We start from the raw sequence: 25,099 nt of genomic DNA on the forward strand, positions 1-25,099 counted from the left end.
TGCAGACCAGGACGACGTCAATCGGGAAACGCATTCCTTTGAAGCTGAGCATATCGGATCGTCAATGTGCGGCGTTGCAGTCTACCCGATCGGGACAACCGCTCGGCTAACGCGACAAAACCCCCAACAATCCCTATCTTGCTCTGACTCAGGAAGGATGACGCGATTCGGGCATTGATCGCCACCGTCGTGTGGCGACGATCAATGCCCCGCGAAAATTGGCAACATTTGGCGAACTGAGCTACTCGGCCCGTGCCAACTCCTGTGCAAGGAACGGAGCGGTTCTGCTGCCAGGCGTTCGGGCCACCTGCTGAGGGGAGCCCGCCACCACGATGCTGCCGCCGGCAGCGCCTGCACCAGGCCCTACGTCGATCACCCAGTCGGCCTGCGCCACCGCGCGCATATCGTGTTCGATCATCACTACGGTATTGCCGGCATCGACCAGGCGCTGCAACTGCACCAGCAGCCGGTCGGCGTCCGACGCATGCAGCCCGGTAGTCGGCTCGTCGAGCACGTACAGGCTTCGGCCGCGCTGGCTGCGCTGAAGCTCGGTCGCCAGCTTGATGCGCTGCGCCTCGCCACCGGAAAGCTCGGTCGCCGGCTGTCCCAGGCGCAGATAACCAAGTCCGATATCGCGCAGCAGTTGCAGTGGCCTTGCCACAGCGTCTTCACCCGCGAAGAATTCGCTGGCTTCGTCCACGGTCATCTGCAGCACCTCGGCGATGTTGCGCCCGTTCCATTGCACCTTCAGCGTGGCCTCGTTGTAGCGTGCGCCATGGCACGTCGGGCACGGCGCGTACACGCTGGGCATGAACAGCAGTTCCACGCTGACGAAGCCCTCGCCCTCGCAGGTCTCGCAGCGTCCCTTGGCGACGTTGAACGAGAAGCGCCCGGCGTCATAGCGGCGGCGTCGCGCATCGGGTGTGGCGGCGAACAGCTTGCGCACATGGTCGAACAGGCCGGTGTAGGTGGCCAGGTTGGATCGGGGCGTGCGCCCGATCGGTTTCTGGTCCACCTGCACCATGCGCTGTATGGCGTCCACGTCGCCCGCCAGACGACCGCCAGTCGCTTCGATCACTGCCGGCCCTTCGCTGGTGGCGCTTTCGGCTACATCGTCTTCCGGCCCGTGGCCCAGGTGCAGCAGCACCAGCTCCGGCAGGGCCTGCGCGACGAGGCTGGACTTGCCCGAGCCGGAGATGCCGGTGACGGCCGTCAGCACGCCCAGCGGAATGCGTGCATCCACGCCATGCAGGTTGTGGCGGTGGATGCCCTGCAGTTCCAGCCAGCCGGTCGCTTCGCGTGCCCGGCTTCCCGGCGCGGGGATCTCCTCGAACAGATAGCGGGCGGTGCGCGATTCGGCAATCTTGCGCAGGCCATCCGGCTCGCCGCTGTAGAGCACGCGGCCGCCACGCTCCCCAGCATCCGGCCCGACATCCACGAGCCATTGCGCGCGGCGCATCAGGTCCAAGTCGTGCTCCACCACGAACACCGAGTTGCCGGCGTCGCGCAGCCGGTCGAGTGCGTCGTACAGGGCCTGGCTATCGGAGGGGTGCAGGCCCGCGGAGGGCTCGTCGAGCACGTACACGACACCGAACAGCAGGGAACTCAATTGCGTGGCCAGCCGCAGGCGCTGCAACTCGCCGGCCGAAAGCGTCGGTGTGGCCCGGTCCAGCGTCAGGTAGCCCAGGCCCAGCCCACGCAGTTGGCGCAGGCGTGCCATCACGCCACCGGCCAGGCGCTGCGCGGCGAGGCGCTTTTCTTCCGATAGCGCCGAGGTGCGGCGCACGTCGGGCGATACCGCATGGACGGCGCGACCGGAGGCCGCGCGTTCGGCACGGTCGCGTCGGGTCGCTTCCTTGTCCGTAGCCGCCCCCGCTGCATGGGCGCGGAAATCGCCCTGGGCGATGGGTTCGAGCAAGGCCGCCAACTGGTCCAGCGGCATCTGCATGAACGCGCCGATGTCCACGCCGGCGAAGGTGACCGACAGCGCCTCGGGCTTGAGCCGCTTGCCGTGGCAGGTGGGGCACGGTTTGCCCTCCATGAACCGGGACACGCGCTTTCTCATCAGCGCGCTCTGGGTGTTGGCAAAGGTGTGCATCACATACCGCCGGGCGCCGGTGAAGGTGCCCATGTAGCTCGGCTCCATCTTGCGCTTGAGCGCGGCGCGGGTTTCGGCGGGCGTGAAGCCGGCGTACACCGGCACCGTCGGTGTTTCCTCGGTGAACAGAATCCAGTCGCGATCCTTCTTCGGCAGGTCCTTCCACGGTCGGTCAACGTCGTAGCCCATGCTGACCAGGATGTCGCGCAGGTTCTGGCCTTGCCAGGCGGGGGGCCAGGAGGCGATCGCCCGCTCGCGGATGCTCAGGGAGGGATCGGGCACCATGATGGCCTCAGTCACCTCGTACACATGGCCCAGGCCGTGGCAGGTCGGGCACGCTCCCTGCGGCGTGTTGGGCGAAAAATCCTCGGCGTACAGCATGGGCTGGTTGGCTGGGTAGGCGCCGGCGCGCGAATACATCATCCGCACCAGGCTGGACAAGGTGGTCACACTGCCCACAGAGGAACGCGCGTTGCTGGAGCCCCGCTGCTGTTGCAGCGCCACCGCCGGCGGCAGGCCGTCGATCGCATCGACGTCCGGTACGCCGGCCTGGTCGATCAGTCGCCGCGCATAGGGGGCCACCGACTCGAAGTAGCGCCGCTGGGCCTCGGCATAGATGGTGCCAAAGGCCAGCGAGGACTTACCGGAGCCGGAGACACCCGAGAACACCACCAGCGCGTTACGCGGGATGGAGACGTCCACCTCTTTGAGGTTGTTCTCGCGCGCGCCACGCACCTGCACGAGGCCGCTGGCCGCAGCGGTACAAGAGGATTCACCGAAAGACTTGTTTGGCATGTTCTTATCTTGCAGTTCGTCCCGCTCAGGACGGGACTTCCTGAGTTCGGGTGCCGCGGCGGCTAGCTTCGAGCGCTGCGGTGACAGAGCGGGCGTCGTAGCTGCCGCGCAGGCGGCGACCCTCGACGAAGAACGTCGGCGTGGCGTGCGCACCGCTGGCGACCGCACTGGCGAGGTCGCGCTCGACACGCTCGATCACCGCAGGGCTGTCGAGATCCGCGATGAACCGATCGACGTCGAGCCCAAGCTCTGCGGCGTAGCCGATCAGATCCTCGCGCTCCAGCGCGTGCTGACGGGTGAACACGAAGTCCAGCCACGGCCAGAACATCCCCTGATTCGATGCCGCCTCGGACGCACGCGCGGCGATCGGCCCATGCGGGTGGTGCGGCAAGTGGCGCACCACATACCGCAGGTCGTCCCCGAAGTGGGCGCGCAGATCCTCCCAAGAACCGGTAGCGTGCGCACAGTACTCGCACTCGAAGTCCACGTACTCCACCAGCGTGAGCTGCGCGTCCTCTGGCCCGCGAATGTGATCGACCTCGGGATCGACCGGCGGCTCAAGCACCATCGGCAGATCGGCGTTCTCCTCACCCCACCTGCGAGCGGCAACCTTGAAGATGAGCCACCCGAGCAACGTGGCGAGCATCATCGACACGAGCACGCCGACCGTCGCCTGGCGGCCCAGGTCGGAGGTCGTGCCGAACGCGAGCCCGATGATGAGCAGCGACACGGTGAACCCGATCCCGGACAGTGCCGCACCACCGAACACGCTCCCCATTCCGACGCCCTCGGGCAGCCGGCCCAGGCCGAGACGGACGGCGACGAGCGTGGTGAGCCCGATGCCCAGGAGCTTGCCGAGCACGAGCCCCGCGATGACGCCCCAGGTCACGGGCGAGCCGAAGGCCTCAGCGAGCAGCCCACCACGCAGGTCCACCCCGGCGTTCGCCAAGGCGAACACCGGCACGATCAGCAGCGCTGTCGGCAGCCGCAGGAACTCGTGCAGCCGCTCGTTCACCGAGATACCCTGGGACAGCCCGCAGTCCACCGCGCGAGCCGATGCGGCACTCGGAGACTGCCAGAAGTCACGGAACAACTGTCTTGCCGCAACGACCCCGTGACGTTGCGTCGCATAGGCGGGGATCAGGAGCCCCGCGGCCATCCCGGCGAGGGAGGCATGGATGCCGGAATACACGGTTGCGAGCCACAGCACGATCACGATCAGCACATACGGCATTGCCCGCCACTGGCGGGTGCGCCCCAGTAACCACAACCCGACGAGACTGGCGAGGGCGATCAACAACGGGACGACCCGGATCTCCTCGCTATAGACGATGCCGATGATGGACACGGCGAGGAAGTCATCGACCACGGTCAGGGTGAGCAGGAACACACGCAATTCACCGGACAGCCGCGGACCGACGATCGCCAGGGTGCCCAGCATGAACGCCGTATCGGTGCCGACCACCGCACCCCACCCGTGCAGGCCCTGACCTCCGGCCAGCCCCACGAGCAGGACGTACACCAGAGCGGGAAGCACAACACCCGCGACCCCCGCGATCAGGGCGAGACCGGCACGGCTGCGATCCCGGAGCGATCCGTGGGCGAACTCCTGACGCACCTCCAGGCCGATCAGGAAGAAGAAGACGACCATCAGGCCGTCGTTGACCCAGTGATGCAGGTCCATGTGCAGGCCCAGCGGCCCGAAGTCAAACCCGACGTCCAGGTGCCACAACTCGAAATAGGCATCGGATAGCGGCGAGTTCGCCCACGCCAGCGCCACGACCGTGACGATCACCAGCAGCACCGCAGCACCAGACTCCGTGCGCAGATAGCGGGCAACGCGTCCCAGGCTGACATTCGCCGAGGATGCACCGAAAGAAGTGGCTGACATGTTCTTATCCTGTTCCTGTAGTTCGTGAAGTCGCGATGAGCCGGTTTCGGAGGCGACCGGTCAGGCGTCCGCCTCTGGCAGCGTCCCATCATCCAGCGAGCGCAGCCAAGTAAGCCATTCTCCCAGCCTGCGCTCAACACCTCTGTCCGTTGGCTGATACCAGCCCGGCCGCGCCACGCCCTCGGGAAAGTAGCTTTGCCCAGCGGCATAGCCGTTGGGCTCATCATGCGCGTAGCGGTAGCCTTCATGATATCCCATCTGCTTCATCAGCTTCGTCGGCGCATTGCGAAGATGGAGAGGCACAGGCAGGGAGCCGCTGTTCTTGACGAAGGTCTTCGCCTTGTTCCAGGCGGCATAGGCAGCGTTCGACTTGGGGGCGGCAGCAAGGTAGGTCGCCGCGTGGGCAATCGGTATTTCGCCTTCGGGGGAACCCAGCCTCTCATAAGCCAGCGCGGCATTGAGCGCCAGTTGCAGCGCCTGCGGGTCGGCATTGCCGATGTCTTCGCTGGCCACTACCACCATGCGGCGGGTCACCTGGCTGACGTCGCCGCTACCGTCAAGGTTGCGGGCGAGCCAATACAGGGCCGCATCAGGGTCGGAGCCCCGTAGCGACTTGTGGAAGGCTGAGAGCTGCCAGTAGAACTCGTCACCGCCCTTGTCGAACCTGCGCAGCGATGGACTGGTGGACAGCTTGGCGGACTGGCCATCGACCACGGTCTTGCCAGCGCCCGACGCCGCATTCGTCACCTGCTCAAGCAGATTGAGGAAGCGCCTGCCATCGCCATCGGCAAAGCCCTTGAGCAGATCCAGCGCGTCCGCGTCCAACGTGACGCCCTGGAGATGCGGCAGTGCGCGTTCGTAGAGCTGGTTCAGTTCGTCGCTGGACAGCGGTTCGAGGGTATAGACCTGCGCGCGCGAGAGCAGTGCGGAATTGACCGCCAACCCCGGATGCTCGGTCGTCCCCCCCACCAGGGTCAGGAGCCCCGACTCGACATGGGGCAGCAGGGCATCCTGCTGCGCCTTGTTGAAGCGATGGATCTCATCGACGAAAAGCACCGTCGATCGACCATGGTTGTCCAGTTCGGCCTGGGCCTCGTCGATGGCTTGCCGGATGTCCTTCACCCCGGCCTGCACGGCCGAGATGGCGATGAATCGGCTGTCGGTCGCACTGGCGGCCAGGCGCCCCAGGGTGGTCTTGCCCACGCCTGGCGGCCCCCAGAGGATGAACGAGTGCAACTTGCCCGCCTCGAACGCGAGACGCAGCGGCTTGCCGGGGCCGAGCAAGTGCCGTTGCCCGACGAATTCGTCCAGCGTCTTGGGCCGCAGGAGTTCGGCCAAGGGAGGCTTGGGCTTTGTCGTGAATAGATCGGTCAAGTTCCTCTCCCTGGCATTTCTGATAGTTGACGTTCCGATAAGGTGGGCACCTCAATCCAGAGAGCCGGATTTATCCAACGCCGTGGGCTCTTTGTCGGCAATCGCATGCATGATGATGCGAGAGCCGCGGTAGCCGATGCTGTGGTTCCATACCCAGCTCAAAGCGACACTGAGACGATTTCGCGTGCCGATCAGAAAGTAGATGTGCGCCAGCTTCCAGATCCACCACGCAAAGGCACCACGCAGCTTCACCCGCCCCATGTCAATCACCGCCAGGCTGCGGCCGATGGTGGCCAGGTTCCCCTGATGCCGGTATTTGAAAGGCCCGTCAGCGGGCTTGCCCTTCAAACGCCGTCCAATCAGGTTAGCGACGTACTTCCCTTGCTGTTTGGCGGCCGGGGCGATGCCCGGCACGGGCTTCCCATCGGCCATGGTGCACGAGGCTGTATCGCCGATGGCGAAGACCTCCGGGCGACCGGCCACCGTCAGGTCAGGGCCAACGACCACTCGACCAGCACGATCAGACGCAGCGCCCAACCAGCGAGCTGCGGGAGACGCCTGGACTCCGGCGGCCCAGACGATGGTCTTGGCCGAAAGGGGCTTGCCGCCATACACCACGCCGTCGGCCGAGCATTCGGTGACCGGAGTACCCAGCACGACCTCGACCCCGAGTTTTTCGAGTGCCTGGCGCGTATAGGCCGAAAGATCCTCTGGAAAGACCGACAACAGACGCGGGCCAGCCTCGATCAGTACAACCCGCGATGTGCTCGGGTCGATCGAGCGGAAGTCACGCGCCAGCGTGTCTCGTGCCAGCTCGGCGATGGTTCCGGCCAATTCAACCCCGGTGGGACCACCACCGATGATGACGAACGTCTGCAGCGCGGCACGCTGCTGAGGATCGCTCGTGCGCTCAGCTTCCTCGAAAGCCGCGAGGATTCGGCCCCGAATGGTCGTGGCATCTTCCAGCGTCTTCAACCCCGGCGCGAAAGCCCCCCATTCGTCGTGTCCGAAGTAGGCATGGGTAGCACCTGTCGCGAGCACGAGCGTGTCGTAGGTTTGCCGCATTCCATTGTTGAGAATGACCTGACGCGCGTCCTGGTCGATACCTTCCACTTCCGCCATCAAGGTGTTCACTTCCGGGCGATTTCGGAAGAGATAGCGAATAGGCCAGGCGATCTCGGATGTCGAAAGTGACGCACCTGCGACCTGGTAAAGCAAGGGTTGGAACAGGTGATGATTGCGCCGATCGATGATCGTCACATCGACCTCGACACCAGCAAGCTGGTTGGCAACCTCGATCCCGCCGAAGCCCGCTCCGATAATGACGACGTGATGTCGGTTTTTGGAGGTCTTTGTCATGACCTGATCTCCTCTCTCAGCGTTTCAGCGCCGATGCGTGGTGTGCCATATGCTCGCCAATGAAGCTGGCAATGAAGTAGTAGCTGTGGTCGTAGCCTGGGCGCAGATTCAACGTGAGCGGGTGCCCCGTCTCGTCGCAGGCTTTGCGCAGCAGGTCGGGCTGAAGCTGGCTCTCCAGGAACTCGTCGCCCAAGCCCTGATCAACCAGCAACGGCAAACGCTCCTGCACGGTGCGAATCAGCTCCACGGTGTCGTACTGCTTCCACACTTCCCGATCGCTGCCCAGGTACGCCTCGAAGGCCTTGTGCCCCCAGGGAACCTGGGTGGGGGCGACGATGGGCGAGAAGGCCGAGACGCTTCGATAACGGCCCGGGTTGCGCAGGGCGATGACCAGAGCGCCGTGTCCTCCCATGGAATGGCCGCTGATGCTCCGCTCCGCTGTCACGGGAAAGTGGGCCTCGATCAGCGCCGGCAATTCCTGCACGACGTAGTCGTACATCCGATGATTCGCAGCCCAGGGTTCCTGTGTGGCGTTGACGTAGAAACCCGCCCCCTGTCCGAGGTCATAGGCAGGATCGTCGGCAACGCCTTCGCCGCGAGCACTGCTATCGGGCGCGACGACGGCAATGCCATGTTCGGCCGCGTAGCGCTGGACGGCGGCCTTGGTGATGAAGTTCTGCTCGGTGCAGGTGAGGCCTGAAAGCCAGTACAGCACCGGCACCTTGCCGTGCTGTGCCTGCGGAGGCAGATAGACGCCGACCTTCATCGTGCAACCGAGCGTCGTGGATTCATGCTGATAAACGTCCTGCCAACCATCAAAGCTGGCGTGATGTTCGATGCGTTCCATGTAGTTCTCCTATGTTCAAAGGAACGGCGCAGCTCTCGCGCGCCAGGACGGCAGCTCGTCAGGAAGATTTCTCTTCCGCTGCCGTGTCGCCGTGGGCGTGTCTGATCCTGCGCACGATCCACCAGATCGTCAGCATCACCGCAGGCACCAGAACCGCCATCACCGGCGCCACGCTGTCGTGAACCATCGGAATGCCCTTGAGCAAATAGCCGAGAAGACTCACGACGTAATAAGAAATTGCCGCGACCGACAGGCCTTCGACGGTTTGCTGAAGGCGCAATTGCATCTTGGCCCGGTTGTTCATCGACGCAAGCAGATCGCGGTTCTGGCGTTCAAGCTCGACGTCGATCCAGGAACGCAGCAACGCGATGGCCCGGGTCAGCTTGTCGGAGAGCTTGGTCTGGCGCTCCTTTACGGATTGGCATGTCCGCATGGCGGGAGCGATGCGACGCTGCAGGAAATCCGCCCAGGTGCAGTACCCGGATACGGCCTCTTCCGAAAGCGCTGCCAGCCTTTCCTCGACGATCTCGTAGTAGGCACGACTGGCGCCGAAGCGATAGAGATTCGCCGCAACGCCAGCTTCCAGTTCGGCAGCCAGGCCGGTCAATTCGGACAGCAGCACGTCGCTGTCGCGCCGTTCCACCAAGCTCGTACACATCTCGTCGGTGATCGCCGCAAGGCGCGACTCCATGCGCCGCAGCTCCGACGTCATCGACCGCGTCAACGGCAAGGACAGCAACGCCAAGGTACGGTAGGTCTCGATCTCCAGCAGACGTTGAGCCAGCGCACCCGCCCGCGCCGGGGTCAAATCGCGGGCAAGGACGAGGATCTGCGTCAGGCCATCCTCATCCTGTCGGAAGTCGGTGAGGATGGCGGCAGAGCCGTTCTCCACCAGCGAGTAGCACAGGCTGGCAGGATCGAAGCGATCGGCCTCCTTCTCCGTTTCCGGCGTCCATGGAAGAAGTCTCAAACGGATGCCGGATACGACCGGGCCGGGAGGAACAAATCCATGCTTGAACGGATTTTCGCCGCACGGCTCTCCCGTCTCGGAATCCAGCGAAGCGCACCAGAGATACGTTGAGAACTCGGTGTGCTTTTCACAGTGCAGGTCTCCCTCATCCCATGTCATGCCGTGAAGCGGCGTAGCGTGGTCGGGCTCGGCAACGCCGAAGCGATGAGACAACTCACTCATCGCCATCTGATCCCTGGCCTGATCGCCTTCGGTCATGAAAGCGAGCTGCAATATGCCGCGGGGGGCCTGAATCAACAGATGCGGGCGCGCATGCACTTCACCCACGGCCGCAGCACGATCGGCATAGGCCGGCATGCCGTACACGGTGGCGGTCGGGGCGGGTTGTACGGTCGTCGCATTGATGTTGGCCGGCTCTTGCATAACGACCTCATTTCTCATTGGTTGAAAAACACGCTTCAAAGCAAATGCCCGCAGCCATGCGTTTCGCACATGGCTGCGGGCCGATCTTCATGAGCAGGCACCGCTCTACACGGTCCGTCTAATAGGCTCGCCGTATAGAGGCTTGTGCTGGCCCTTTCAGAACGCCCTCAGCTTCCTTGCTTTCAGACGAAGGTGTACGAGCAGACCTTGTTGCCCGCCGGATCACGCAGGTAGGCCGCATAGGCACCCGGCAGGTGACCACGTGCGCCAGGCTGGCCCTCGTCGGTGCCGCCTGCGGCAAGGCCGGCAGCATGGAAGGCATCCACTTCGGCGGGAGTGGCGGCCGCAAAGCCGATCGTCACGCCGTTGCTGGAGGGCGCTTCACCATTGCCCGGACGGGCGATGATGAAAGCCGGCTTTTCGCGACCGAAAAGTACCCATCCGTTGTTGAAAGGACCGAGGTTCTTGATGCCAAGAGCACCCAGAGCGGCGTCGTAGAACGCGACCGACTTCTGAAGGTCGGCAGCGCCGATAAAAATGTGCGAAAAGATGCCATCGCCAGAAATGACAGGAGTGGACATGATTAATTTCCTTGGTGGTTGGTGTTGAATGGGTAGTGGGCGGTCAGTAGTGGATCACCGTGCGAATCGACTTGCCTTCATGCATCAGGTCGAAGGCCTTGTTGATGTCGTCGAGGCCCATGGTGTGGGTGACGAACGGGGCGAGATCGATCTCGCCTTTCATTGCGTCCTCCACCATGCCGGGAAGTTGAGTGCGGCCCTTGACCCCGCCGAAAGCCGAGCCCTTCCAGGTGCGACCGGTGATCAACTGGAACGGGCGCGTCGAAATTTCCTTGCCTGCACCAGCGACGCCGATGACGATCGACTGGCCCCAGCCACGATGTGCTGCTTCTAGTGCCGAGCGCATCACGTTGACGTTGCCGATGCACTCGAAGGTGTGATCGACACCCCAACCGGTCATCTCGATGAGAACCTCGTGAATCGGCTTGTCGAAGTCCTTCGGGTTGAGGCATTCGGTCGCGCCGAAGGTACGAGCCAGCTCGAACTTCGCTGGATTGGTGTCGATGGCGATGATGCGACCTGCCTTGGCCTGGCGTGCCCCCTGAATCGCAGCGAGCCCGATGCCGCCGAGGCCGAAGATGGCCACAGAGTCACCCGGCTGAACCTTGGCCGTGTTGTGAACAGCGCCGATGCCGGTGGTCACACCGCAACCCAGCAGGCAGACATGCTCGGGATTGGCGTCCGGGTTGATCTTGGCCAGCGAGACTTCGGCCACCACCGTGTATTCGCTGAAGGTCGAGCAGCCCATGTAGTGGTAGATCGGCTGGCCGTTGTAGCTGAAGCGGGTGGTGCCATCGGGCATCACGCCCTTGCCCTGGGTGGCGCGCACCGCGACACACAGGTTGGTCTTGCCGGACTTGCAGAACAGGCACTCGCCGCACTCGGCGGTATAGAGGGGAATGACGTGATCGCCAGGCTTCACGCTGGTCACACCTTCACCCACCTCCACGACGATACCCGCACCTTCATGACCCAGCACGACCGGGAAGAGACCTTCGGGGTCGTCGCCCGACAGGGTGAAGGCGTCGGTATGGCAAACGCCGGTGTTCGTGATCTTGATGAGCACCTCGCCCTTGCGCGGCGGCTCGACGTCGATCTCGACGATTTCCAGCGGCTTTCCTGGCCCGAAGGCAACTGCTGCACGTGATTTCATGATGTCGCTTCCTTTACTAGCTAACTAAATTTGCCCTCACCGAGGGCACCCTGGTGCATCTACCGCAGGTAGGAGCGGACGATAGAGATGGTCTCGTCAATGGACTTGTTCTGCGAATCGCTCCTGATTTCGCTACTGGGAAACTCTTCCCGCAGATAGCTCTCCAGAACGGTTGCCATCAATCCGTTGACTGCCCCACGAACGGCCGCAAGCTGCTGAAGAATTGCAGGGCATTCCGCACCTGCATCGAGCGCTTGCTCAAGAGTCGCTACCTGACCTTTGATGCGCCGGATGCGCGTCAGGGCTTGCTTCTTTTCTTCCGGGCTGTGTGGCATCGAACACCTCTCTACTTGGGTACACCGCCCCATTATACAATACTCCACCATAGTATATGCGGCCGAACTTCGCCACAAATTCTGTGCTCTTCGAGCACTATTACAGGCTAGGGTTCTGTCGCGTTGTTGATCAAACGGCGGAAATTGGCCGAAAACGGAGCTGCGCCCCTCACACTGGACGGACCACTCCTGCCATCGCAGAAAATTGGTCGGCGAACGACATCGCCTCGGCGCCGTCGATCTCGAACTGACCTTTGCGGATCATGTGAATCAGCTCAATTCCAGCCAGCACCGAACTGGCGGACCGGAACGATTTGAAGTTGAGCATCGGCCTGGTCACCCGCTTAATAGCGCGATGGTCCTGCTCGACGATGTTGTTGAGGTATTTGACTTGGCGTACCGCAATCCGGACGTCGCGACCAGCGTTGACCTCGTCGATCGCCGCCTTATTGGCACCACTCTTGTCCATCGCGATCTTGTCGGGATTGCCGTTCGCACCCATCGCCTTTTCGAAGAAGCGCTTCGCTGCAGGCATGTCGCGCTTGGCCGTTAGCAGGAAGTCGACAGTCTTGCCCTGCTTGTCGACGGCGCGGTAGAGGTATTTCCAGACCCCTTTGACCTTGATATAGGTCTCATCCATTCGCCAGCTGCCACCGACGGGGCGCTTGTATTTCCGGGCCATCTTCTCGATGAGCGGCAGGAAACGAACCGCCCACCGGTTGATCGACGAATGGTCGACCGACACGCCGCGCTCTTCCATCATCTCCTCGAGGTGCCGGTAACTCAGCGGGTAGGCTGCATACCAACGGATGCAGACCAGGATCACGTCGATAGGAAAACGCATCCCTTTGAAGTTGAGCATATCGATTCGTCCTGGGTTCGGGCGCCGCAGTTTACCCGATTGACCCGTCGACGTTCCCTAATGCGACAGAACCGATGATGTCGTTCACAAGGCAATGGAGCACGTCCTGGTGATGACGAACCCGGATCTTTGTGCGAGCTTCAATAAATCAGCGGCGAGGCTTGAGCGGGTCCGCCATGACTACTCGCTGCGCAATTTCGTGCGGGAAATCACATTGCTGGATTACGATGCGAGCACTGGCCGAGTCAAAATTCGGGATATCATGGCCACTTCGCTGCTGGTTGCCACGAACACGAACTTCTTGACCTCAAGTGAAGGCGAAGGCTTCGAGGACAAGAAGGTTGTGACCTCGCTTACCTTGAGCACTGACGGCGGCATTGCAGCGTGTGTGAAGAACAAGTACTCGGTAGTGGAAAACGGCTCAGTTACTGTAAAAATTCCGGTGTTGGCTGGCAAGGACTACAGGATCACGCGTGTTGTAGATCAAGAGTACGAGCTGCGCAAGGACCCGATCATTCAGCAGGAATTTGCTCGCTTCGTTGACGGAATGACGCTCAAGGTCATCAACACTGTTCCCGAGAAACTGGACTTCACCGTTCGCTTCTTGAACTTTTCAGACCAGGTCGAGCCCGATGTCCTGCCTGGCCCAGGAAACTCGACCATCACGAAGACGTACACCTTGGATTATTTGACATTCCCGCTCCAAGCGTTTATCGTTACTCTTACAAACAAGCCACAAGGAGAAGACAATGAAACGAAGCATTGACAAGATCTAAGCCTCATTGCGAGCGTAATTGACTTCCTAAGCCCCCAACCGATTCGGTCGCTGGGGGCTTCTGTTTTTGGGAACCACCTTCGAGAGTTCAGTACAAAATGACGACTCAGCCTTACGCCTCACGACTGCTGAGCGGCGCCGCCGCGCTATGCGCGGCTGCTGCCTTCGGAGGCTTCACCTTGGGCTTCGGCGCCGACGATGGTGGGGCACTGGCGCTGGCTTGTTTTATGGCCGGGATTTCGCTGTCCCTGTGGCTCTGGATGCGGTGCGGCCGCCTGGAGCAAAGTCGTGTGGGCTTCAATCGCTTCATGGTGCCGATGTTCTGCATCATGGCTGGCGTGGCGCTCTACAGTAACGCGTCGTACCTTTTGTGGGGCCTGGGCTACCCAATGGCGATCCGCGCTATTGAAACCGGCGCAATGGAAGGGCGTGCATGGCTGCCGCCCTTAAACTTAGTTTGGGCTGTGTTGTGCTGGTGGGCCATCGACAAGCGAAAGAAGAGGGCTTGACGTATAATGCGCGCCCGCCCGCCCGGCCGGTAGCCGGGATTCACCGAAGGGAGCGAACATGGCCAATGGTCGAAACGACGCAGTCCAGATGGACGAAGACAAACACCGTGAAGAGTGCGGCAACATTATTGCGGACATCGCCGCTAACCTCGTGGCCGCTGGCGACATGGGCCGTAAGGACGCGATCAAGGAAGGTGTAAAGTGGATTAGGAGCAGCCGTGATGCAGCCGGTGACGTTACGGGAACGCTCGATACCGAACTCGTGTACCCGAAACCGTCGAAGCAGGCACCGTCCGATCAAGTCTACAAGATAAAGCAGGAATTGATGGACGAAGCTCAAGAAGCCGCAGAGGATCTGTAACTAGGACCTTGCAGCCCACATGCCGCCTCCATGTGGCATGTGGGCGAAAAAGGATGTTGCCTCATCGAAAGGTGATGTATCATTGACCCTGTCGCTATGCGGCATTGTTGTAAATTCAAACTGCTTCTCCGTCCAGCTACGGACGAGCAATGCTCAAATCTTCCTAAGCCGACTCTCGGCATCTGATTTAGCTGCGCCACCGGCCAGCTTCTTCTACAACCCATCGGGGACCTGTCCCCGTAGGGACAGCGTTCCTCCTTCCCGGAGATACGCAGCATGAATACCATCAATGTAATCGCAATCGCAAACAGCCACCTCGAGGGCGAAATCGCCATGCGCCGTGGCCACGCCCTGCGTAGCTTCTTCAAGCGCCAGAGCCGCCGCCAAGTGCGACAGCGTCTGGCGGCTGAACTGCGCGCCAACATGGGTCATCATCTCGCGGAAGCGGGGGAAATGATGTCCATGCGCGCCGGCGACGTCGACCGCAACCCGGTCATGGCAACGACGGCGACGATCATCGCTTTCCCGAGCCAGGAGCAACGCACTGCTCGTTCGGTGCTGGTCGTGCGCAAGTCGGCACGTTCGCCATTCGAACGCAAGCAGGTACACGTCGAGTTGCTGGCCGCCTGATCGCTCAATCGCAAGATTGCAGCGACCATCGTGGCCAACCTCGGCATCACACAAAGATCCCAGCTGTGGCAACGCGGGTACCGGCACGGTAACCGGTCAGATCACCAGTCCGAAATTCTGTTGAACATGCCCCTCGAGTATTACGAGGGCGTGGCCGAGGGAGTTCGCGACTGGGGATTCGACTGTTTTCCCGACTACTGCCCCTAAGCAGCGCCACCGCCTACAACAACAGCGCCCTACCGATTTCGGTGGGGCGTTTCCCTTTTCGCAGGACCACACCATGCAAACCACCACCAATCTGGCCCGCGCAGTTCAATCGACCACGGGCCGCACCTTCCAACTCCGTCCCGCCTGCCCAAGCGACTGGGCTGGGGAATGGCCAACCGACCGCAGCGGGGATATTTTGATCTCCGAAGCACCAGGCAGCGTCGACGGAAGCGTCTTCGCATACTGGCTCGGTGACAAGACCCTGACCTGTGACGGTGTTCTTCCCGCGATTCAGGCGCACATGGACGACCACGACGTGGTCGGTGTCCGTGTGATCTTCGCCTTTCCCGAAGATGCCCACTCGTCGCTCAAGGTCGACCTGGCCGAAATGAAGAAGCGATCTGCGACAACGGGCCTGCTGGCTGTGCGCGAGGGCATCCGCGTTCGCGTCCGGACCAACCAGGCACGCATCGGAGGCGACAAGTATCCCGGCCGCGAAGGTATCGTCCAAAGCGATAACGGAGTGGCGCCGGACTACTGGAACGTACGGCTCTCCGCTACAGCGCGCGCACCGGAACGTGTCGAGCTGTTCAGCGTCGACGCGCTCGAGGTGCTGACGACAACCGAAGAACTGGCCACGCTGCCGCCGATCTCCGGCAGGCAGTTTGCGGACCAGCTCGACAAGGCTGAGTCGCTGCTGTTCGCCGGCGCATCCTACGTCCTGCTGCCGCACCAGGTAGCCGGGTTGAAGGATGGCTGGGCGATCAATGCGGCCTACCCCAATGGCTCGCACAAGCAGTTCGGCCAGCACCATCCGCTCACGCGGTCGCTGGCGCTGAAAGTGGCGGCACAAGACGCAATGGACTGGTGGCTGAACCGCCGTGAGGCGCAGGCACAAGTAACTTTCGGCTGATCCCGACCACAACACATACAACCCTAGTGGGCTATCCCACACGGGGTAGCTCCATATCTCTACCGGAGCATCACAATGCCTTATTCCTGCGCGGACTTCGCAAGCAATTTTATCAACCACCTTTTCGACAGCGGGCTGATCCCCGCCGCGGTTGCCGGCTCCGACGACCTGGAGTTTCAGGCGACCGAAGCGATGGCTGCCATCACCGACCTCGCCGCGCGTGCAACTGCTTCGCCGGCGCCAGTCACCAGCTCGGCGAACGCCACCGGCCCCGCACAACGCCAAGCACGGTCCGCCCAGTTCATGACAGAACTGCTGGACGACCACGAAACCCTGACCGGCATCGGTGAGCAACATGGAATGCACACGCTGGCCGACTGCATGTACCTGCTGAGCGCGATCCAGAAGGGCACTTCGATTTCGGTCGAGTATCCGAGCGAATCGCAGGTGGCGGACATCGTTAAAGCCCTGCCTTCTGGCTCCCTGTGGATGACCTACGTACACGAAGTGCACGAGGTGACCGAATGAGCCGCATGACCCCAACGCAGATCCGCGCGCTCGCTACCGTGAGCCTCGGCGTCATCGAAGCTGTTGAAGCGGGCGGCGAGCAGGGCGCTCCTGCAGGTGTCTTGTATGCCGCAATGCAGGCACAAGGCGGGACGTTCAATCAATTCCTGGGCGTGATGGGAACGCTGGTTCGACCCGGTTACCTCACGATGGAAGACAACTGCTATTTCAGCACCCCTACGACGCAAGAACTGAAAACGAAACTGACGAACACCCTCGCGGCACTCGCCAGTTAAACCCCTTTCGATCCAGATGACACACCGGCCTTGCGCTGGTGTGTCGCACTGGACTGCTTTACTGACCTTTGCCCTCCGCATAGATGAGTAGATGCACCGAATTCATACGCCGGCATCCGGCATCTCATATCCGGCCACAAGCCGCCACAACATTCGCCATCGGGCATGCGCCCGATTGGGCCGTCCCTTTGGCCCACCTGGAGCAACGAATGCAAATGCAACAGCAACCCCACACCGCCAGTACCCTCGGCAGCAACATCGCAGACCTGTTGGCGATTCTCGAAGGTGAGCCAGCGGTCGCAGTGAAAGTCCAACCTTCCACCCACAAAACTTCAATCCAAGAGCAGGGCATCCAAACACTGCTTGCACTGATCCGGCGCGGCCATCCTCTCCATCTGCGCTTCAGCGGTGGCAAGGATTCCACCACGTGCGCGGTACTTTTGATTGAGGCCGTACGACGCGCGGTCGCCGAGGGCATCACCACCACGCACCACATCTCAAGCAGCTCTACAGGCATTGAAAATCCCGCTGTCGAACAACACCTGTTCGAAGTGCAGGGCGAGATGCGCAGGCACTTCGCTACGCACTCGCTGCCGATCGAAGTACACCTAACACATCCGTCCTTGGCATCGTCGTTCATGGTGACGACCGTCGGCCGCGGCACGCTGCCTCGGTGGCCCGAAAATGGCGCTGCCCGACAGTGCGCAGCCGATTGGAAATACCTGCCGGCGCAGCGCCTGGCCACCGAACTGGAGGCACGGGCACTGGAGCAGACCGGCCGGGAAATCATCACTGTTATCGGTACGCGCTTCGACGAGTCCACGGCACGCAAGGCCCGCATGGAGCGCCGTGGCGAGTCGTCGGTTGAGCCGGTTCGTGGTGAGTCCGGAGAGCTCGCACTGAGCATCATCGCGCTGTGGACGCTCGACGACGTGTGGAACACGTTAGAGGGACTCCTGGAACCGGAAAGCAGCCCGTATCTCTCAGCCATTTCGGTCGAAAGCGCCCACCGTCTTTTTGCGATCTACCAGGACAGCAATGATGGCGTTTGCGGCGTAGTCCTCGGAGACGCTGGCAATCGTTCCGCGTGTGGTTCGCGCACAGGGTGCGCCTGGTGCACGGTAACAGGGGAGAAGGACAAGAGCATGGAAAGCATGCTCACTCTCGAAAAGTACGAGTACATGCGTCCGTTGAACGACTTCAGGAAACTTCTGATGGCTACCCAGTTCGACTTGGACACACGCGAGCTTTTGGGACGCAAGTTGAGCGCTGCAGGCTATCTGCCGATCAGGCCCGATGTCTACTCGTTCGACTTCCGCCAGCAGATGCTTCGCTACCTGCTGACGATGGACGCGAACGAACGGAGCCGTGCGGAGGCAACGGAGGCAGCGATTGTCACCGGCCGCCTGCCAGACACCAAAGAGAATAGGCTGATGGCATCCCCAACGTTCGAGTTGGTGAGCCTCACGCAGCTTGTGATGATCGACTACCACTGGTCGAATCACTATGCTGCACTCAGCGCGTTTCCCGCCCTGCAGATCTGGTACGACGTAAATGTGCTTGGAAGGCGTTTCGCGATTCCGAAGCGGCAGAAGGCAGCCAAGATTTCCATCCCAATCAAGCGATGGCTAAAGGTTGGGAATTACGACTATGCGGCGCCGTCTGAGGGTATGCGCAGTTTCAGTAATGAGCTGTGGAATAAGCACCTGCACCCTGACCGCTTGTTCACTCACCGCGAGGTAGCTGGAAAGCGAACGTCCTGGTTCGAAGAGACGGAACAGCTGAGCGTCGACGCGGAGCGCGCATGTGAGTTCATCACCTGCACGTATCCCGCAATGGCTGTCGAGTGCAACCTGATGCCGGCATCTGAGTCCGCGTCGTTCTGGCTCAACCAGGGCATCGTGACACTGCCAGCCGGCCACGCTCATCGGTATCAGGAAATGGCCCTTCGCAACCGCTACATCGCGAATCTGGCCGAGCGCTACAACCTGGGGCCTGTCGAGTTGAACGAGTATTTCCGCAAGAACTCGATCACGAACGCGGAACACCAGAAGCTAATCCCGCCGGACCGGCAAAACGACCTGTTTACCGAAATGGCGCTGGCTGCGTAGCTCCCAGCAACTCCAAAAAATAACTTGGCTGAATACACTTAGGCCAACCACAACCTCTTCAAGGAGAAAACTATGGCCTCGCCATTTCTGAGAGAAGTCCCGACCTGGGGCTACATTGCATTCGCGGTGCTGTTCACACTCCCGGTGAGCATCCCGGTAGTGAACATGGTTCAAGCGCGCCTCGAGTTCGAACGATGCACTTCTGCCGCGGCCGAATGGGAGACGGACACCGGCAACGGGCGGCTATTCGCTCAAGCGAACACCGGCCATTACGGCGTGCTGTATGCATCGTACAAAAAGGCCTGTCCGAACGGCAGCTTTTTAGTCGACGAGAGCAGGGTGCCGGCAGCGATAAAGAATGCTGCGGACAACCTCGTGCAAAAGTAACTTTCAACGACCCCGCTTATGCGGGGTTTTTTTTTGTCTTCGTTCTCGATCCCTCTAGTCATGCCAGCGTCGAACCATCGTAATTGGCTAGCGACAGCTGCTATGTAATAAGCCCGCGCCTCAGTACATGACGTTCATCATATTATCCCGATCATATTCGCCGTCGGCCCGCCATTAGGTCGTGACGCTTTTCCGAGGACGTCGCTTACCATCTTGCTATGGGGCACGTTTCAGGGTAATCTGGCCCCATACTGCCTCTGAACAGAACTCGAAGGAAGCCTAAAACGAATGGCGAAAGCACCCTATATCGAAGAAGGCCGGTTACGGCATCTGCTGAAAGTCGCCGCCGTCTCGGGCGAATCTCCCTTGCGCAATGTGGCCCTTCTCACGACCGTCTACGGCACGGGTATGATGTTGACCGAGATTGCCAGGCTGCCGCTCCGCGCATATCTGAACGGCGACGGCTCTATTCGCGTGAAGTCATGCGTTGATGCTCGCATCGCGTACAACGGGAAGGAGCGGCCGATTTACTGGTCTAATTCCAAGGTGACGAGTGCGATCGACGCCTACCTGGCATATCGTTCCGCCCATCGGCAAGGTGTTACGCCTATGGCCACGGCATATCGTGGCCTGGACCCGGACGGCCCGCTCTTCCTGACCGGCGATGGCGAGCCTTACAAGCTCATCGAGCGCCGCACAGGCAGCGGCACGCCAAGCTATTCGTGCGATTCGCTCAGCCAACTCTTTCGCAAACTACACCTCCAGGCTGGCATTGAAGGCGCGAGCGCGATGTCCGGCCGGCGCACCTTCGCAGTGCGCCTAGCAAACAACGGCTACGATCTTCGGCACATCAACGAGTTGCTAGGTCACGAAACTCTAACGGCCACGAAGCGCCTGATTGACGCCAACCCTGTACGGCTTGGCGCGATAGTAGCTCGCGTAATCTAATAAAACTAACGGACGGGCATTGTCTTAGTAACGCACCGTTACTATAATGTAACGGTCACTAGCAGTTTGAATAGGAAGGGATGTTGGTGCAGAAAGAATTTTTTCCGCGAGCACTGCGGGCCCCGTGGCCTGTTGAGTTTCCCGATGTGGTGATTCATGCCAGTGAGACCGCTGTAAAGCAGCATCCTGCGTACGCTGCAGCGAAGGCGGGCGATGTTGAAGCTGCCGCGCAGCTCGTGATGGATAGCGTAAGCGATGAAGCAATAGGGACTTTGATTGACATAGGGAGCGCCTGGGAACCAGTCCTAATTAGCGTGCATGCAGAAGAACGCGTGGGAGTTAACGCGATTCCCGAAGTTATGGCTGATCTGTTGGGCCACATGCTCGACTGGGAAGTTGAACGAGACGTTGTGCAAGCGAACGTGGTCAATCATACCGGAGCCAGCGGCTTTTCGAGACTGGCGAAACAAGCGTTCTTTGAGGGGATTGTAAAGCCTGAAGTTTTTGTCATTGTGGACGACTTCATCGGGCAGGGCGGGACGATTGCGAACTTGCGCGGCCATATTCAACAGCAAGGCGGGCTCGTGCTGTGCGCAACGACTCTAACTGGCAAGCCGCACTCGGCATATTTGCATCAACGGCCTGAACAACTTATTGAGCTAAGGAACAAACATGGTCAACTCGAAGAATGGTGGAAAGAGCGTTTCGGCTTCGGATTTGAGTGCCTTACGGCCTCCGAAAGTCGTTACCTCATCAACACTGAAACAGGCGAAAGAATCCGCGATCGCATCGAAGCAGCGGATACTGAACAGTAGAGGCCAATCTGTTCAGTATGTCGTTCAAGGGGAACGGAGGGCGCCAGTCGGAACGACTCGGGTGTTGTCCCGCGAAGAGGTAGATTCGCTTCGCGAAACTAAGCGTCAGGTAGCAACGCATGTTTCACGTGAGTTTGTAGGGCGTAAGCGATAGGTGGCTGATGACAAAACCGATACAAGGACTATTCGAGCGGTGGATGACGCTAGAACGCGCAGCTGGGCGGTCATTAATCGACATCCTTACTGACTTGAACGCAGCGGCCGGCACGAGCTACAAACACAATTGGCCCTCAGTCGTAGCATCGCGAAACTTCGAGCTCGAACGCTGCCCCGTGGCAGTGAGGCGCTACATGATGCGCAAAGTCCTTGAAGATGAGTTGTCAGGTTTGGGTATCGACCTTACGAAGAATAAGCTCGATAAACTCGTGATCGCGTTGACATAGTAACGTAGCGTTACTATAATGATGTTTATGGGCACGGTGAGAAAACACCTTAACTGAGACGGAAAAGGCCCAACACTACCCACGCCGCGCTCGACGCGGCTGTGGCATTGAGAGCGGTGCTAACCTAGTGCCCCGAACCGGCCGGAAGCCGACAAGGAAGAATTCAATGTTGATTCGTGTTTTCGGGAATACCTACTTGAATCCCGATGCAGTCGGAAAGTTGGAGATGGATGTCTCAGTCAACGACGAGGTGCGAACCACAGTGACGCGAGTGTTTGATATGACCGGCCAGCACGTTTTGCTGGAAGCCGCAACGACGGTATCGGCTGGACGAGAGTTGAGCGAACGCGAGCTGCAGGCTGTGCGCCGCGACAACGAAGTGCACAGGCGAATTCGAGTCGCCTTATGCGAACGCCGTGACGCTGAAACTGCCGCAGAGGGGTGATTAAGCACTGACTGATTCAAACGAAGCCGCTGAGCGTTCAAACCGAAACCCTAGAAGTTACAGAAGATATGAACTTTATTCTCGCAGCCGTCGCATGCACGATCATCGCGGTACTTGCTTACACGGTACGTCGGCAGTACCAGTCCAGTAAAAGTATGGACGAATATCATTTGCACCTAGCGGAAGAAATCGGCCACTTGCGCCGCCAGCTTGGCGCCGTTGCAGCGGTCATCGAGCGTAGCGGTGGCGGCGTCGAAAAACGCATTCGCGAGCATCAAGAAATCGTCGCGGCAATCACGACCCGGCAGCCTACGCTGTTCAACGACGAGCCGGGTCTGCAACACTGGCTGAGCGCGAACAACGAATTTTTCAATGCGCTGAAGTCTGCTGCGGCCGGCGAGCACGTCTAACTACGGAAAACAATGTCCACGCCATTTCTAGCAGCATTTGTAGTTGCAATCTTCCTGTTGGGGGTCTTAGCTATCGGCGTTGGCCCAGGTAAGCAACGTGAGCGAATTGCATTAGTGGGCTATGCGATAGGGCTGGTCGGGTTAGCATGGTCATTTCTGACCTGACCTAAACAAATGTACTGATGAGCTAGGAAAAGAACATGGCAACGGTCTTGAGCAGAGGTGACGCCTTTCAGCCTGGCGAAGTATGGGAGACGCCGAAAGGTGGGCTGTATCGCGTGATGGGCTATGAACACAAACCGGGGAAGCCGAAACAAGCAGTGCTGCGGGTAGGCGCCGATGGCGCCGGACGCAAAGTGTTGCGCGACTGGGATGCGGTAATCGGCTGGACGATTGTCCCCTCGTATCATGTCACAGAGGGAGTGAGCGGGACTTGGTTTTACCATCTGTCTCACACCACTACCAATGCCACCGGACTTTGCGGCGCCAGGACAATGAACACGGCGCTCCCGATGAAGTCGTGGGGTGTTCGAGGTCACCTTAACGAAAGGTGGTGCGCCACCTGTGCAGAAATGGGCGCCGCGGCGTTGGCTGCTGCCGGTGCTTCGATCGAAGTGCGGAAGTAACGGAAAACGATGAAATCGACGCAAGCGGGAGTTGGAAAAATATTGACCCAAGGGGAGATTCTGTCTGGTATTGCGGCACGTCCTGCTACTCCTCGCCCACGTGGATGCAACGGAATTCCGGCGACTTGTGTGAGGCGGCAGGATCGGAACGCGCCATATTGTGCACGGTGTCAAGCTCTTTAAACTAGGACGGAAAAGACCATGAAGAAAACGAACATCATTTTGTTGGGACTGACGCTTGCATTAGCCAGCGTCAGGTATGTCCTCCTGCCAGACAACCAGGCGTTCGGGGTCATTACAGCGCTCGTGGCAATCGCGACGGGCGTCAGCGTGCTCTTCGTGATGATGGATGCGGCTCATGACGAACTGCGGGACGCCAAAAGGCAAGACGCCCGCACGGCTCAAGATCGCTAGGAAAAGCGCCTATGTCCTACAGCCATCAAGAGCTTTGCAGCCTGGCCGTGAACTGGCTCAAACGTGCGCCTGGTCGCAGTGGACCAGCGTGCCAAGTCGCCTTTTCGGAGGCAAAGTGCGGCTGGAACGGCGAGATCCCGGATGCGATCGGATTTAGGACGACAGCGGAAGACGAAGGCTCGGTTGTTGTAGAGGTCAAGGTAAGCCGCGCCGATTACTTGGCTGATCGAGCCAAGGCGCATCGGCAAAATAGTTCGCTGGGCATGGGCCTCTATCGCTACTTCATGGCTCCGGAAGCGATCATATCGACCCAAGAGCTGCCGCAGGGCTGGGGACTGATAGAAGTATCGCCCAAAGGCGTGTTGCGCGTTCTGGCCGGTCATGTGCTCTGCAAGCGTGCTGAGCAAGCGATCTGGCGGCATGAGCGCGCACTGCACCGCGAATGGCTTTTGCTGGCGGCGATGCTGTCTAGGGTAGGCAATGTAGAAGCGCTTCATACGGAACTAAAGAAGGCGAACAACGAACGATCCCGACTGGCGCGGGAACTCGACGCCGTACGTGCGCGTGAGCGTTCAAATATGCTGGAGCGGGCGGTCGCTGACATCGCTCCAGGTGTTCAAATAATCGCCCGGCGCAAGAGCGCGTAGGCACCGAGGAAAAATATGGATATGCCCAAAGCAGAGTTAGACCTAGATTCCGAGCCGTGGGTCGTTAGTAGACGACGTACGATCGACAAGCAAACCATGATCGACATCATGTTGTTTGTAGAGTTCCAGGCGAGACGGACTGAAATGCTCGAGCGAGCTGGTTTCACTGATGATTTCTGTTCAAGCGACAAGATGTTCGACTACGTGCTCGATGCGCTTGGCGCTCCTGCAAACGGCGAGCAGCTCATCCAGAACGGCGTGACCCGGTACTTTTCGAGAGAGTGGTTCTACCAGCTTTTTTACTCGGACTATATCCTCCAGAAAGGTGAGAATGGCCTCTCTGTCGCTGAGGTCCTGAAGCAGATCGTACAGGAGTTGGCTTCCGATCTCTCTGCGCATTGCCACGCGGAGCACCGTGGATTTCCGGTTCAACGCATCGTACGGTAGCGCTAGGAAAAGAGCATGAATATTACGCTACCAAATTGCCCGAAATGCGGCCATGCCGAAACGGCTCCCGTCCGACTCGGCATGAGCGCCTTGCCTTACCAATGTCCAAACTGCCACACGGCGTTTAACCTGGTGGTGGCGATGTCGGACGTTTCGCAGCTGCGGAACGCATACACGAACTCGCACGCCGACGAAGTGACGGTATCGGCCAATTGTAAGATCGTCTTCCCGTCACCCTAACTGTCCCGGAAAACGACATGGCCACACCTACTTACTCCCCGGTCGCATACTGCTACTGGTCCTGGCGCGTAGCGCCGGGGAAGCCGTGGGAGAGGGAAGACCCGGCACCGAAAATTTGTCGCGCCAGTATTGGCGAACGCTGGGTGACGGTGTGGCTTCCTCGCGGCGCGAAAATCCGTGTGCGTCGGCCGCGCTTCCAAGCTGATCGCGGGGAGTACAGCCATGTGTATGGCCAGGATCGCGACAACCTTATCGAAATTCGTGTTCCCGACGCGGCCCG

The 25,099-nt window shown here is 60.2% G+C and carries 27 protein-coding genes; 17 read left to right on the forward strand and 10 right to left on the reverse strand.

The window, feature by feature from the left end:
- Positions 1 to 241: 241 nt before the first annotated feature.
- The 10 genes from J3U95_RS26310 to J3U95_RS26355 all read right to left on the reverse strand — a co-directional run bounded on the left by J3U95_RS26310 (position 242) and on the right by J3U95_RS26355 (position 12,688).
- Positions 242 to 2,893, reverse strand: a complete 2,652-nt coding sequence (locus J3U95_RS26310; RefSeq protein ID WP_036209524.1) for an excinuclease ABC subunit UvrA — start codon at positions 2,891 to 2,893, stop codon at positions 242 to 244.
- 25 nt (positions 2,894 to 2,918) lie between these two features.
- On the reverse strand, positions 2,919 to 4,784 hold the full coding sequence (gene nhaA, locus J3U95_RS26315) for a Na+/H+ antiporter NhaA (RefSeq protein ID WP_036209522.1): 1,866 nt from the start codon (positions 4,782 to 4,784) through the stop codon (positions 2,919 to 2,921).
- Positions 4,785 to 4,844: 60 nt separating this feature from the next.
- Entirely contained in the window at positions 4,845 to 6,158 is a 1,314-nt protein-coding gene (locus J3U95_RS26320) for a replication-associated recombination protein A (RefSeq protein WP_208281518.1), read from the reverse strand.
- 51 nt (positions 6,159 to 6,209) lie between these two features.
- Entirely contained in the window at positions 6,210 to 7,517 is a 1,308-nt protein-coding gene (locus J3U95_RS26325) for an NAD(P)/FAD-dependent oxidoreductase (protein WP_011871464.1), read from the reverse strand.
- A gap of 16 nt (positions 7,518 to 7,533) precedes the next feature.
- On the reverse strand, positions 7,534 to 8,364 hold the full coding sequence (gene fghA / locus J3U95_RS26330; protein WP_011871465.1) for an S-formylglutathione hydrolase: 831 nt from the start codon (positions 8,362 to 8,364) through the stop codon (positions 7,534 to 7,536).
- 58 nt (positions 8,365 to 8,422) lie between these two features.
- A complete protein-coding gene (locus J3U95_RS26335; protein ID WP_023106334.1) occupies positions 8,423 to 9,757 on the reverse strand; it encodes a DUF3422 family protein in 1,335 nt (444 codons plus the stop codon).
- A gap of 182 nt (positions 9,758 to 9,939) precedes the next feature.
- Positions 9,940 to 10,338 (reverse strand): VOC family protein, encoded by a 399-nt coding sequence (locus tag J3U95_RS26340; RefSeq protein ID WP_017514589.1) that lies wholly within the window; start codon positions 10,336 to 10,338, stop codon positions 9,940 to 9,942.
- Between the two features lie 43 nt (positions 10,339 to 10,381).
- Positions 10,382 to 11,491, reverse strand: coding sequence for an S-(hydroxymethyl)glutathione dehydrogenase/class III alcohol dehydrogenase (locus J3U95_RS26345; RefSeq protein ID WP_007182549.1), 1,110 nt, complete (start codon positions 11,489 to 11,491; stop codon positions 10,382 to 10,384).
- Between the two features lie 59 nt (positions 11,492 to 11,550).
- On the reverse strand, positions 11,551 to 11,826 hold the full coding sequence (frmR, locus tag J3U95_RS26350; RefSeq protein WP_007182548.1) for a formaldehyde-responsive transcriptional repressor FrmR: 276 nt from the start codon (positions 11,824 to 11,826) through the stop codon (positions 11,551 to 11,553).
- A 169-nt stretch (positions 11,827 to 11,995) separates the two neighbouring features.
- Complete coding sequence (locus J3U95_RS26355) at positions 11,996 to 12,688, reverse strand: IS6 family transposase (protein ID WP_081925863.1); 693 nt, start codon at positions 12,686 to 12,688, stop codon at positions 11,996 to 11,998.
- 94 nt (positions 12,689 to 12,782) lie between these two features.
- On the opposite strand from J3U95_RS26355, the gene J3U95_RS26360 reads away from it, so the two are divergent.
- From J3U95_RS26360 to J3U95_RS26440, 17 genes are all read left to right on the forward strand, one after another.
- Positions 12,783 to 13,454 (forward strand): hypothetical protein, encoded by a 672-nt coding sequence (locus J3U95_RS26360; protein ID WP_208281519.1) that lies wholly within the window; start codon positions 12,783 to 12,785, stop codon positions 13,452 to 13,454.
- A 107-nt stretch (positions 13,455 to 13,561) separates the two neighbouring features.
- Positions 13,562 to 13,972, forward strand: a complete 411-nt coding sequence (locus tag J3U95_RS26365) for a hypothetical protein (protein ID WP_036209423.1) — start codon at positions 13,562 to 13,564, stop codon at positions 13,970 to 13,972.
- Positions 13,973 to 14,030: 58 nt separating this feature from the next.
- On the forward strand, positions 14,031 to 14,333 hold the full coding sequence (locus tag J3U95_RS26370; protein WP_208281520.1) for a hypothetical protein: 303 nt from the start codon (positions 14,031 to 14,033) through the stop codon (positions 14,331 to 14,333).
- A 276-nt stretch (positions 14,334 to 14,609) separates the two neighbouring features.
- Entirely contained in the window at positions 14,610 to 14,963 is a 354-nt protein-coding gene (locus tag J3U95_RS26375; RefSeq protein WP_036209429.1) for a hypothetical protein, read from the forward strand.
- 280 nt (positions 14,964 to 15,243) lie between these two features.
- Complete coding sequence (locus tag J3U95_RS26380; RefSeq protein WP_152570887.1) at positions 15,244 to 16,083, forward strand: hypothetical protein; 840 nt, start codon at positions 15,244 to 15,246, stop codon at positions 16,081 to 16,083.
- A 75-nt stretch (positions 16,084 to 16,158) separates the two neighbouring features.
- Complete coding sequence (locus J3U95_RS26385; RefSeq protein WP_036209434.1) at positions 16,159 to 16,611, forward strand: hypothetical protein; 453 nt, start codon at positions 16,159 to 16,161, stop codon at positions 16,609 to 16,611.
- The gene (locus tag J3U95_RS26390; protein ID WP_152570888.1) at positions 16,608 to 16,886 is read left to right on the forward strand and encodes a hypothetical protein; all 279 of its coding nucleotides are present in this window, start codon (positions 16,608 to 16,610) and stop codon (positions 16,884 to 16,886) included. The genes J3U95_RS26385 and J3U95_RS26390 overlap by 4 nt, the downstream gene beginning before the upstream one ends.
- A gap of 209 nt (positions 16,887 to 17,095) precedes the next feature.
- A complete protein-coding gene (locus J3U95_RS26395; protein WP_229520116.1) occupies positions 17,096 to 18,997 on the forward strand; it encodes an adenine nucleotide alpha hydrolase family protein in 1,902 nt (633 codons plus the stop codon).
- 72 nt (positions 18,998 to 19,069) lie between these two features.
- Positions 19,070 to 19,384 carry a hypothetical protein gene (locus tag J3U95_RS26400; protein ID WP_036209443.1) on the forward strand — a complete coding sequence of 105 codons (315 nt, stop codon included), beginning with the start codon at positions 19,070 to 19,072 and terminating at the stop codon, positions 19,382 to 19,384.
- 288 nt (positions 19,385 to 19,672) lie between these two features.
- Positions 19,673 to 20,332 carry a tyrosine-type recombinase/integrase gene (locus J3U95_RS26405; protein WP_036209446.1) on the forward strand — a complete coding sequence of 220 codons (660 nt, stop codon included), beginning with the start codon at positions 19,673 to 19,675 and terminating at the stop codon, positions 20,330 to 20,332.
- Positions 20,333 to 20,412: 80 nt separating this feature from the next.
- Positions 20,413 to 21,147 carry a hypothetical protein gene (locus J3U95_RS26410; RefSeq protein ID WP_208281521.1) on the forward strand — a complete coding sequence of 245 codons (735 nt, stop codon included), beginning with the start codon at positions 20,413 to 20,415 and terminating at the stop codon, positions 21,145 to 21,147.
- A gap of 609 nt (positions 21,148 to 21,756) precedes the next feature.
- Positions 21,757 to 22,035 (forward strand): hypothetical protein, encoded by a 279-nt coding sequence (locus tag J3U95_RS26415; RefSeq protein ID WP_036209454.1) that lies wholly within the window; start codon positions 21,757 to 21,759, stop codon positions 22,033 to 22,035.
- 68 nt (positions 22,036 to 22,103) lie between these two features.
- A complete protein-coding gene (locus tag J3U95_RS26420) occupies positions 22,104 to 22,445 on the forward strand; it encodes a hypothetical protein (protein WP_036209457.1) in 342 nt (113 codons plus the stop codon).
- A gap of 200 nt (positions 22,446 to 22,645) precedes the next feature.
- On the forward strand, positions 22,646 to 23,071 hold the full coding sequence (locus J3U95_RS26425) for a hypothetical protein (RefSeq protein WP_208281522.1): 426 nt from the start codon (positions 22,646 to 22,648) through the stop codon (positions 23,069 to 23,071).
- A gap of 201 nt (positions 23,072 to 23,272) precedes the next feature.
- A complete protein-coding gene (locus tag J3U95_RS26430; RefSeq protein WP_208281523.1) occupies positions 23,273 to 23,485 on the forward strand; it encodes a hypothetical protein in 213 nt (70 codons plus the stop codon).
- Between the two features lie 11 nt (positions 23,486 to 23,496).
- The gene (locus tag J3U95_RS26435; protein WP_208281524.1) at positions 23,497 to 24,132 is read left to right on the forward strand and encodes an adenylosuccinate synthase; all 636 of its coding nucleotides are present in this window, start codon (positions 23,497 to 23,499) and stop codon (positions 24,130 to 24,132) included.
- Between the two features lie 96 nt (positions 24,133 to 24,228).
- Positions 24,229 to 24,579 (forward strand): hypothetical protein, encoded by a 351-nt coding sequence (locus tag J3U95_RS26440; protein ID WP_152570893.1) that lies wholly within the window; start codon positions 24,229 to 24,231, stop codon positions 24,577 to 24,579.
- Positions 24,580 to 25,099: the final 520 nt, after the last annotated feature.

It is taken from the genome of Massilia oculi (assembly GCF_017582745.1).
GTDB lineage: Bacteria > Pseudomonadota > Gammaproteobacteria > Burkholderiales > Burkholderiaceae_D > Telluria > Telluria oculi_A.

Coding starts and splice junctions, on each gene's coding strand:
- J3U95_RS26385 (WP_036209434.1), top strand. CDS start 16,159: ATGCCTTATTCCTGCGCGGACTTCGCAAGCAATTTTATCAACCACCTT.
- J3U95_RS26380 (WP_152570887.1), top strand. CDS start 15,244: ATGCAAACCACCACCAATCTGGCCCGCGCAGTTCAATCGACCACGGGC.
- J3U95_RS26440 (WP_152570893.1), top strand. CDS start 24,229: ATGATCGACATCATGTTGTTTGTAGAGTTCCAGGCGAGACGGACTGAA.
- J3U95_RS26400 (WP_036209443.1), top strand. CDS start 19,070: ATGGCCTCGCCATTTCTGAGAGAAGTCCCGACCTGGGGCTACATTGCA.
- fghA (WP_011871465.1), bottom strand. CDS start 8,364: ATGGAACGCATCGAACATCACGCCAGCTTTGATGGTTGGCAGGACGTT.
- J3U95_RS26335 (WP_023106334.1), bottom strand. CDS start 9,757: ATGCAAGAGCCGGCCAACATCAATGCGACGACCGTACAACCCGCCCCG.
- J3U95_RS26435 (WP_208281524.1), top strand. CDS start 23,497: ATGTCCTACAGCCATCAAGAGCTTTGCAGCCTGGCCGTGAACTGGCTC.
- J3U95_RS26430 (WP_208281523.1), top strand. CDS start 23,273: ATGAAGAAAACGAACATCATTTTGTTGGGACTGACGCTTGCATTAGCC.
- J3U95_RS26390 (WP_152570888.1), top strand. CDS start 16,608: ATGAGCCGCATGACCCCAACGCAGATCCGCGCGCTCGCTACCGTGAGC.
- J3U95_RS26370 (WP_208281520.1), top strand. CDS start 14,031: ATGGCCAATGGTCGAAACGACGCAGTCCAGATGGACGAAGACAAACAC.
- J3U95_RS26395 (WP_229520116.1), top strand. CDS start 17,096: ATGCAAATGCAACAGCAACCCCACACCGCCAGTACCCTCGGCAGCAAC.
- J3U95_RS26425 (WP_208281522.1), top strand. CDS start 22,646: ATGGCAACGGTCTTGAGCAGAGGTGACGCCTTTCAGCCTGGCGAAGTA.
- J3U95_RS26420 (WP_036209457.1), top strand. CDS start 22,104: ATGAACTTTATTCTCGCAGCCGTCGCATGCACGATCATCGCGGTACTT.
- J3U95_RS26405 (WP_036209446.1), top strand. CDS start 19,673: ATGGCGAAAGCACCCTATATCGAAGAAGGCCGGTTACGGCATCTGCTG.
- J3U95_RS26410 (WP_208281521.1), top strand. CDS start 20,413: ATGTTGGTGCAGAAAGAATTTTTTCCGCGAGCACTGCGGGCCCCGTGG.
- J3U95_RS26345 (WP_007182549.1), bottom strand. CDS start 11,491: ATGAAATCACGTGCAGCAGTTGCCTTCGGGCCAGGAAAGCCGCTGGAA.
- J3U95_RS26365 (WP_036209423.1), top strand. CDS start 13,562: ATGACGACTCAGCCTTACGCCTCACGACTGCTGAGCGGCGCCGCCGCG.
- nhaA (WP_036209522.1), bottom strand. CDS start 4,784: ATGTCAGCCACTTCTTTCGGTGCATCCTCGGCGAATGTCAGCCTGGGA.
- J3U95_RS26340 (WP_017514589.1), bottom strand. CDS start 10,338: ATGTCCACTCCTGTCATTTCTGGCGATGGCATCTTTTCGCACATTTTT.
- J3U95_RS26310 (WP_036209524.1), bottom strand. CDS start 2,893: ATGCCAAACAAGTCTTTCGGTGAATCCTCTTGTACCGCTGCGGCCAGC.
- J3U95_RS26325 (WP_011871464.1), bottom strand. CDS start 7,517: ATGACAAAGACCTCCAAAAACCGACATCACGTCGTCATTATCGGAGCG.
- J3U95_RS26375 (WP_036209429.1), top strand. CDS start 14,610: ATGAATACCATCAATGTAATCGCAATCGCAAACAGCCACCTCGAGGGC.
- J3U95_RS26360 (WP_208281519.1), top strand. CDS start 12,783: ATGGAGCACGTCCTGGTGATGACGAACCCGGATCTTTGTGCGAGCTTC.
- frmR (WP_007182548.1), bottom strand. CDS start 11,826: ATGCCACACAGCCCGGAAGAAAAGAAGCAAGCCCTGACGCGCATCCGG.
- J3U95_RS26355 (WP_081925863.1), bottom strand. CDS start 12,688: ATGCTCAACTTCAAAGGGATGCGTTTTCCTATCGACGTGATCCTGGTC.
- J3U95_RS26415 (WP_036209454.1), top strand. CDS start 21,757: ATGTTGATTCGTGTTTTCGGGAATACCTACTTGAATCCCGATGCAGTC.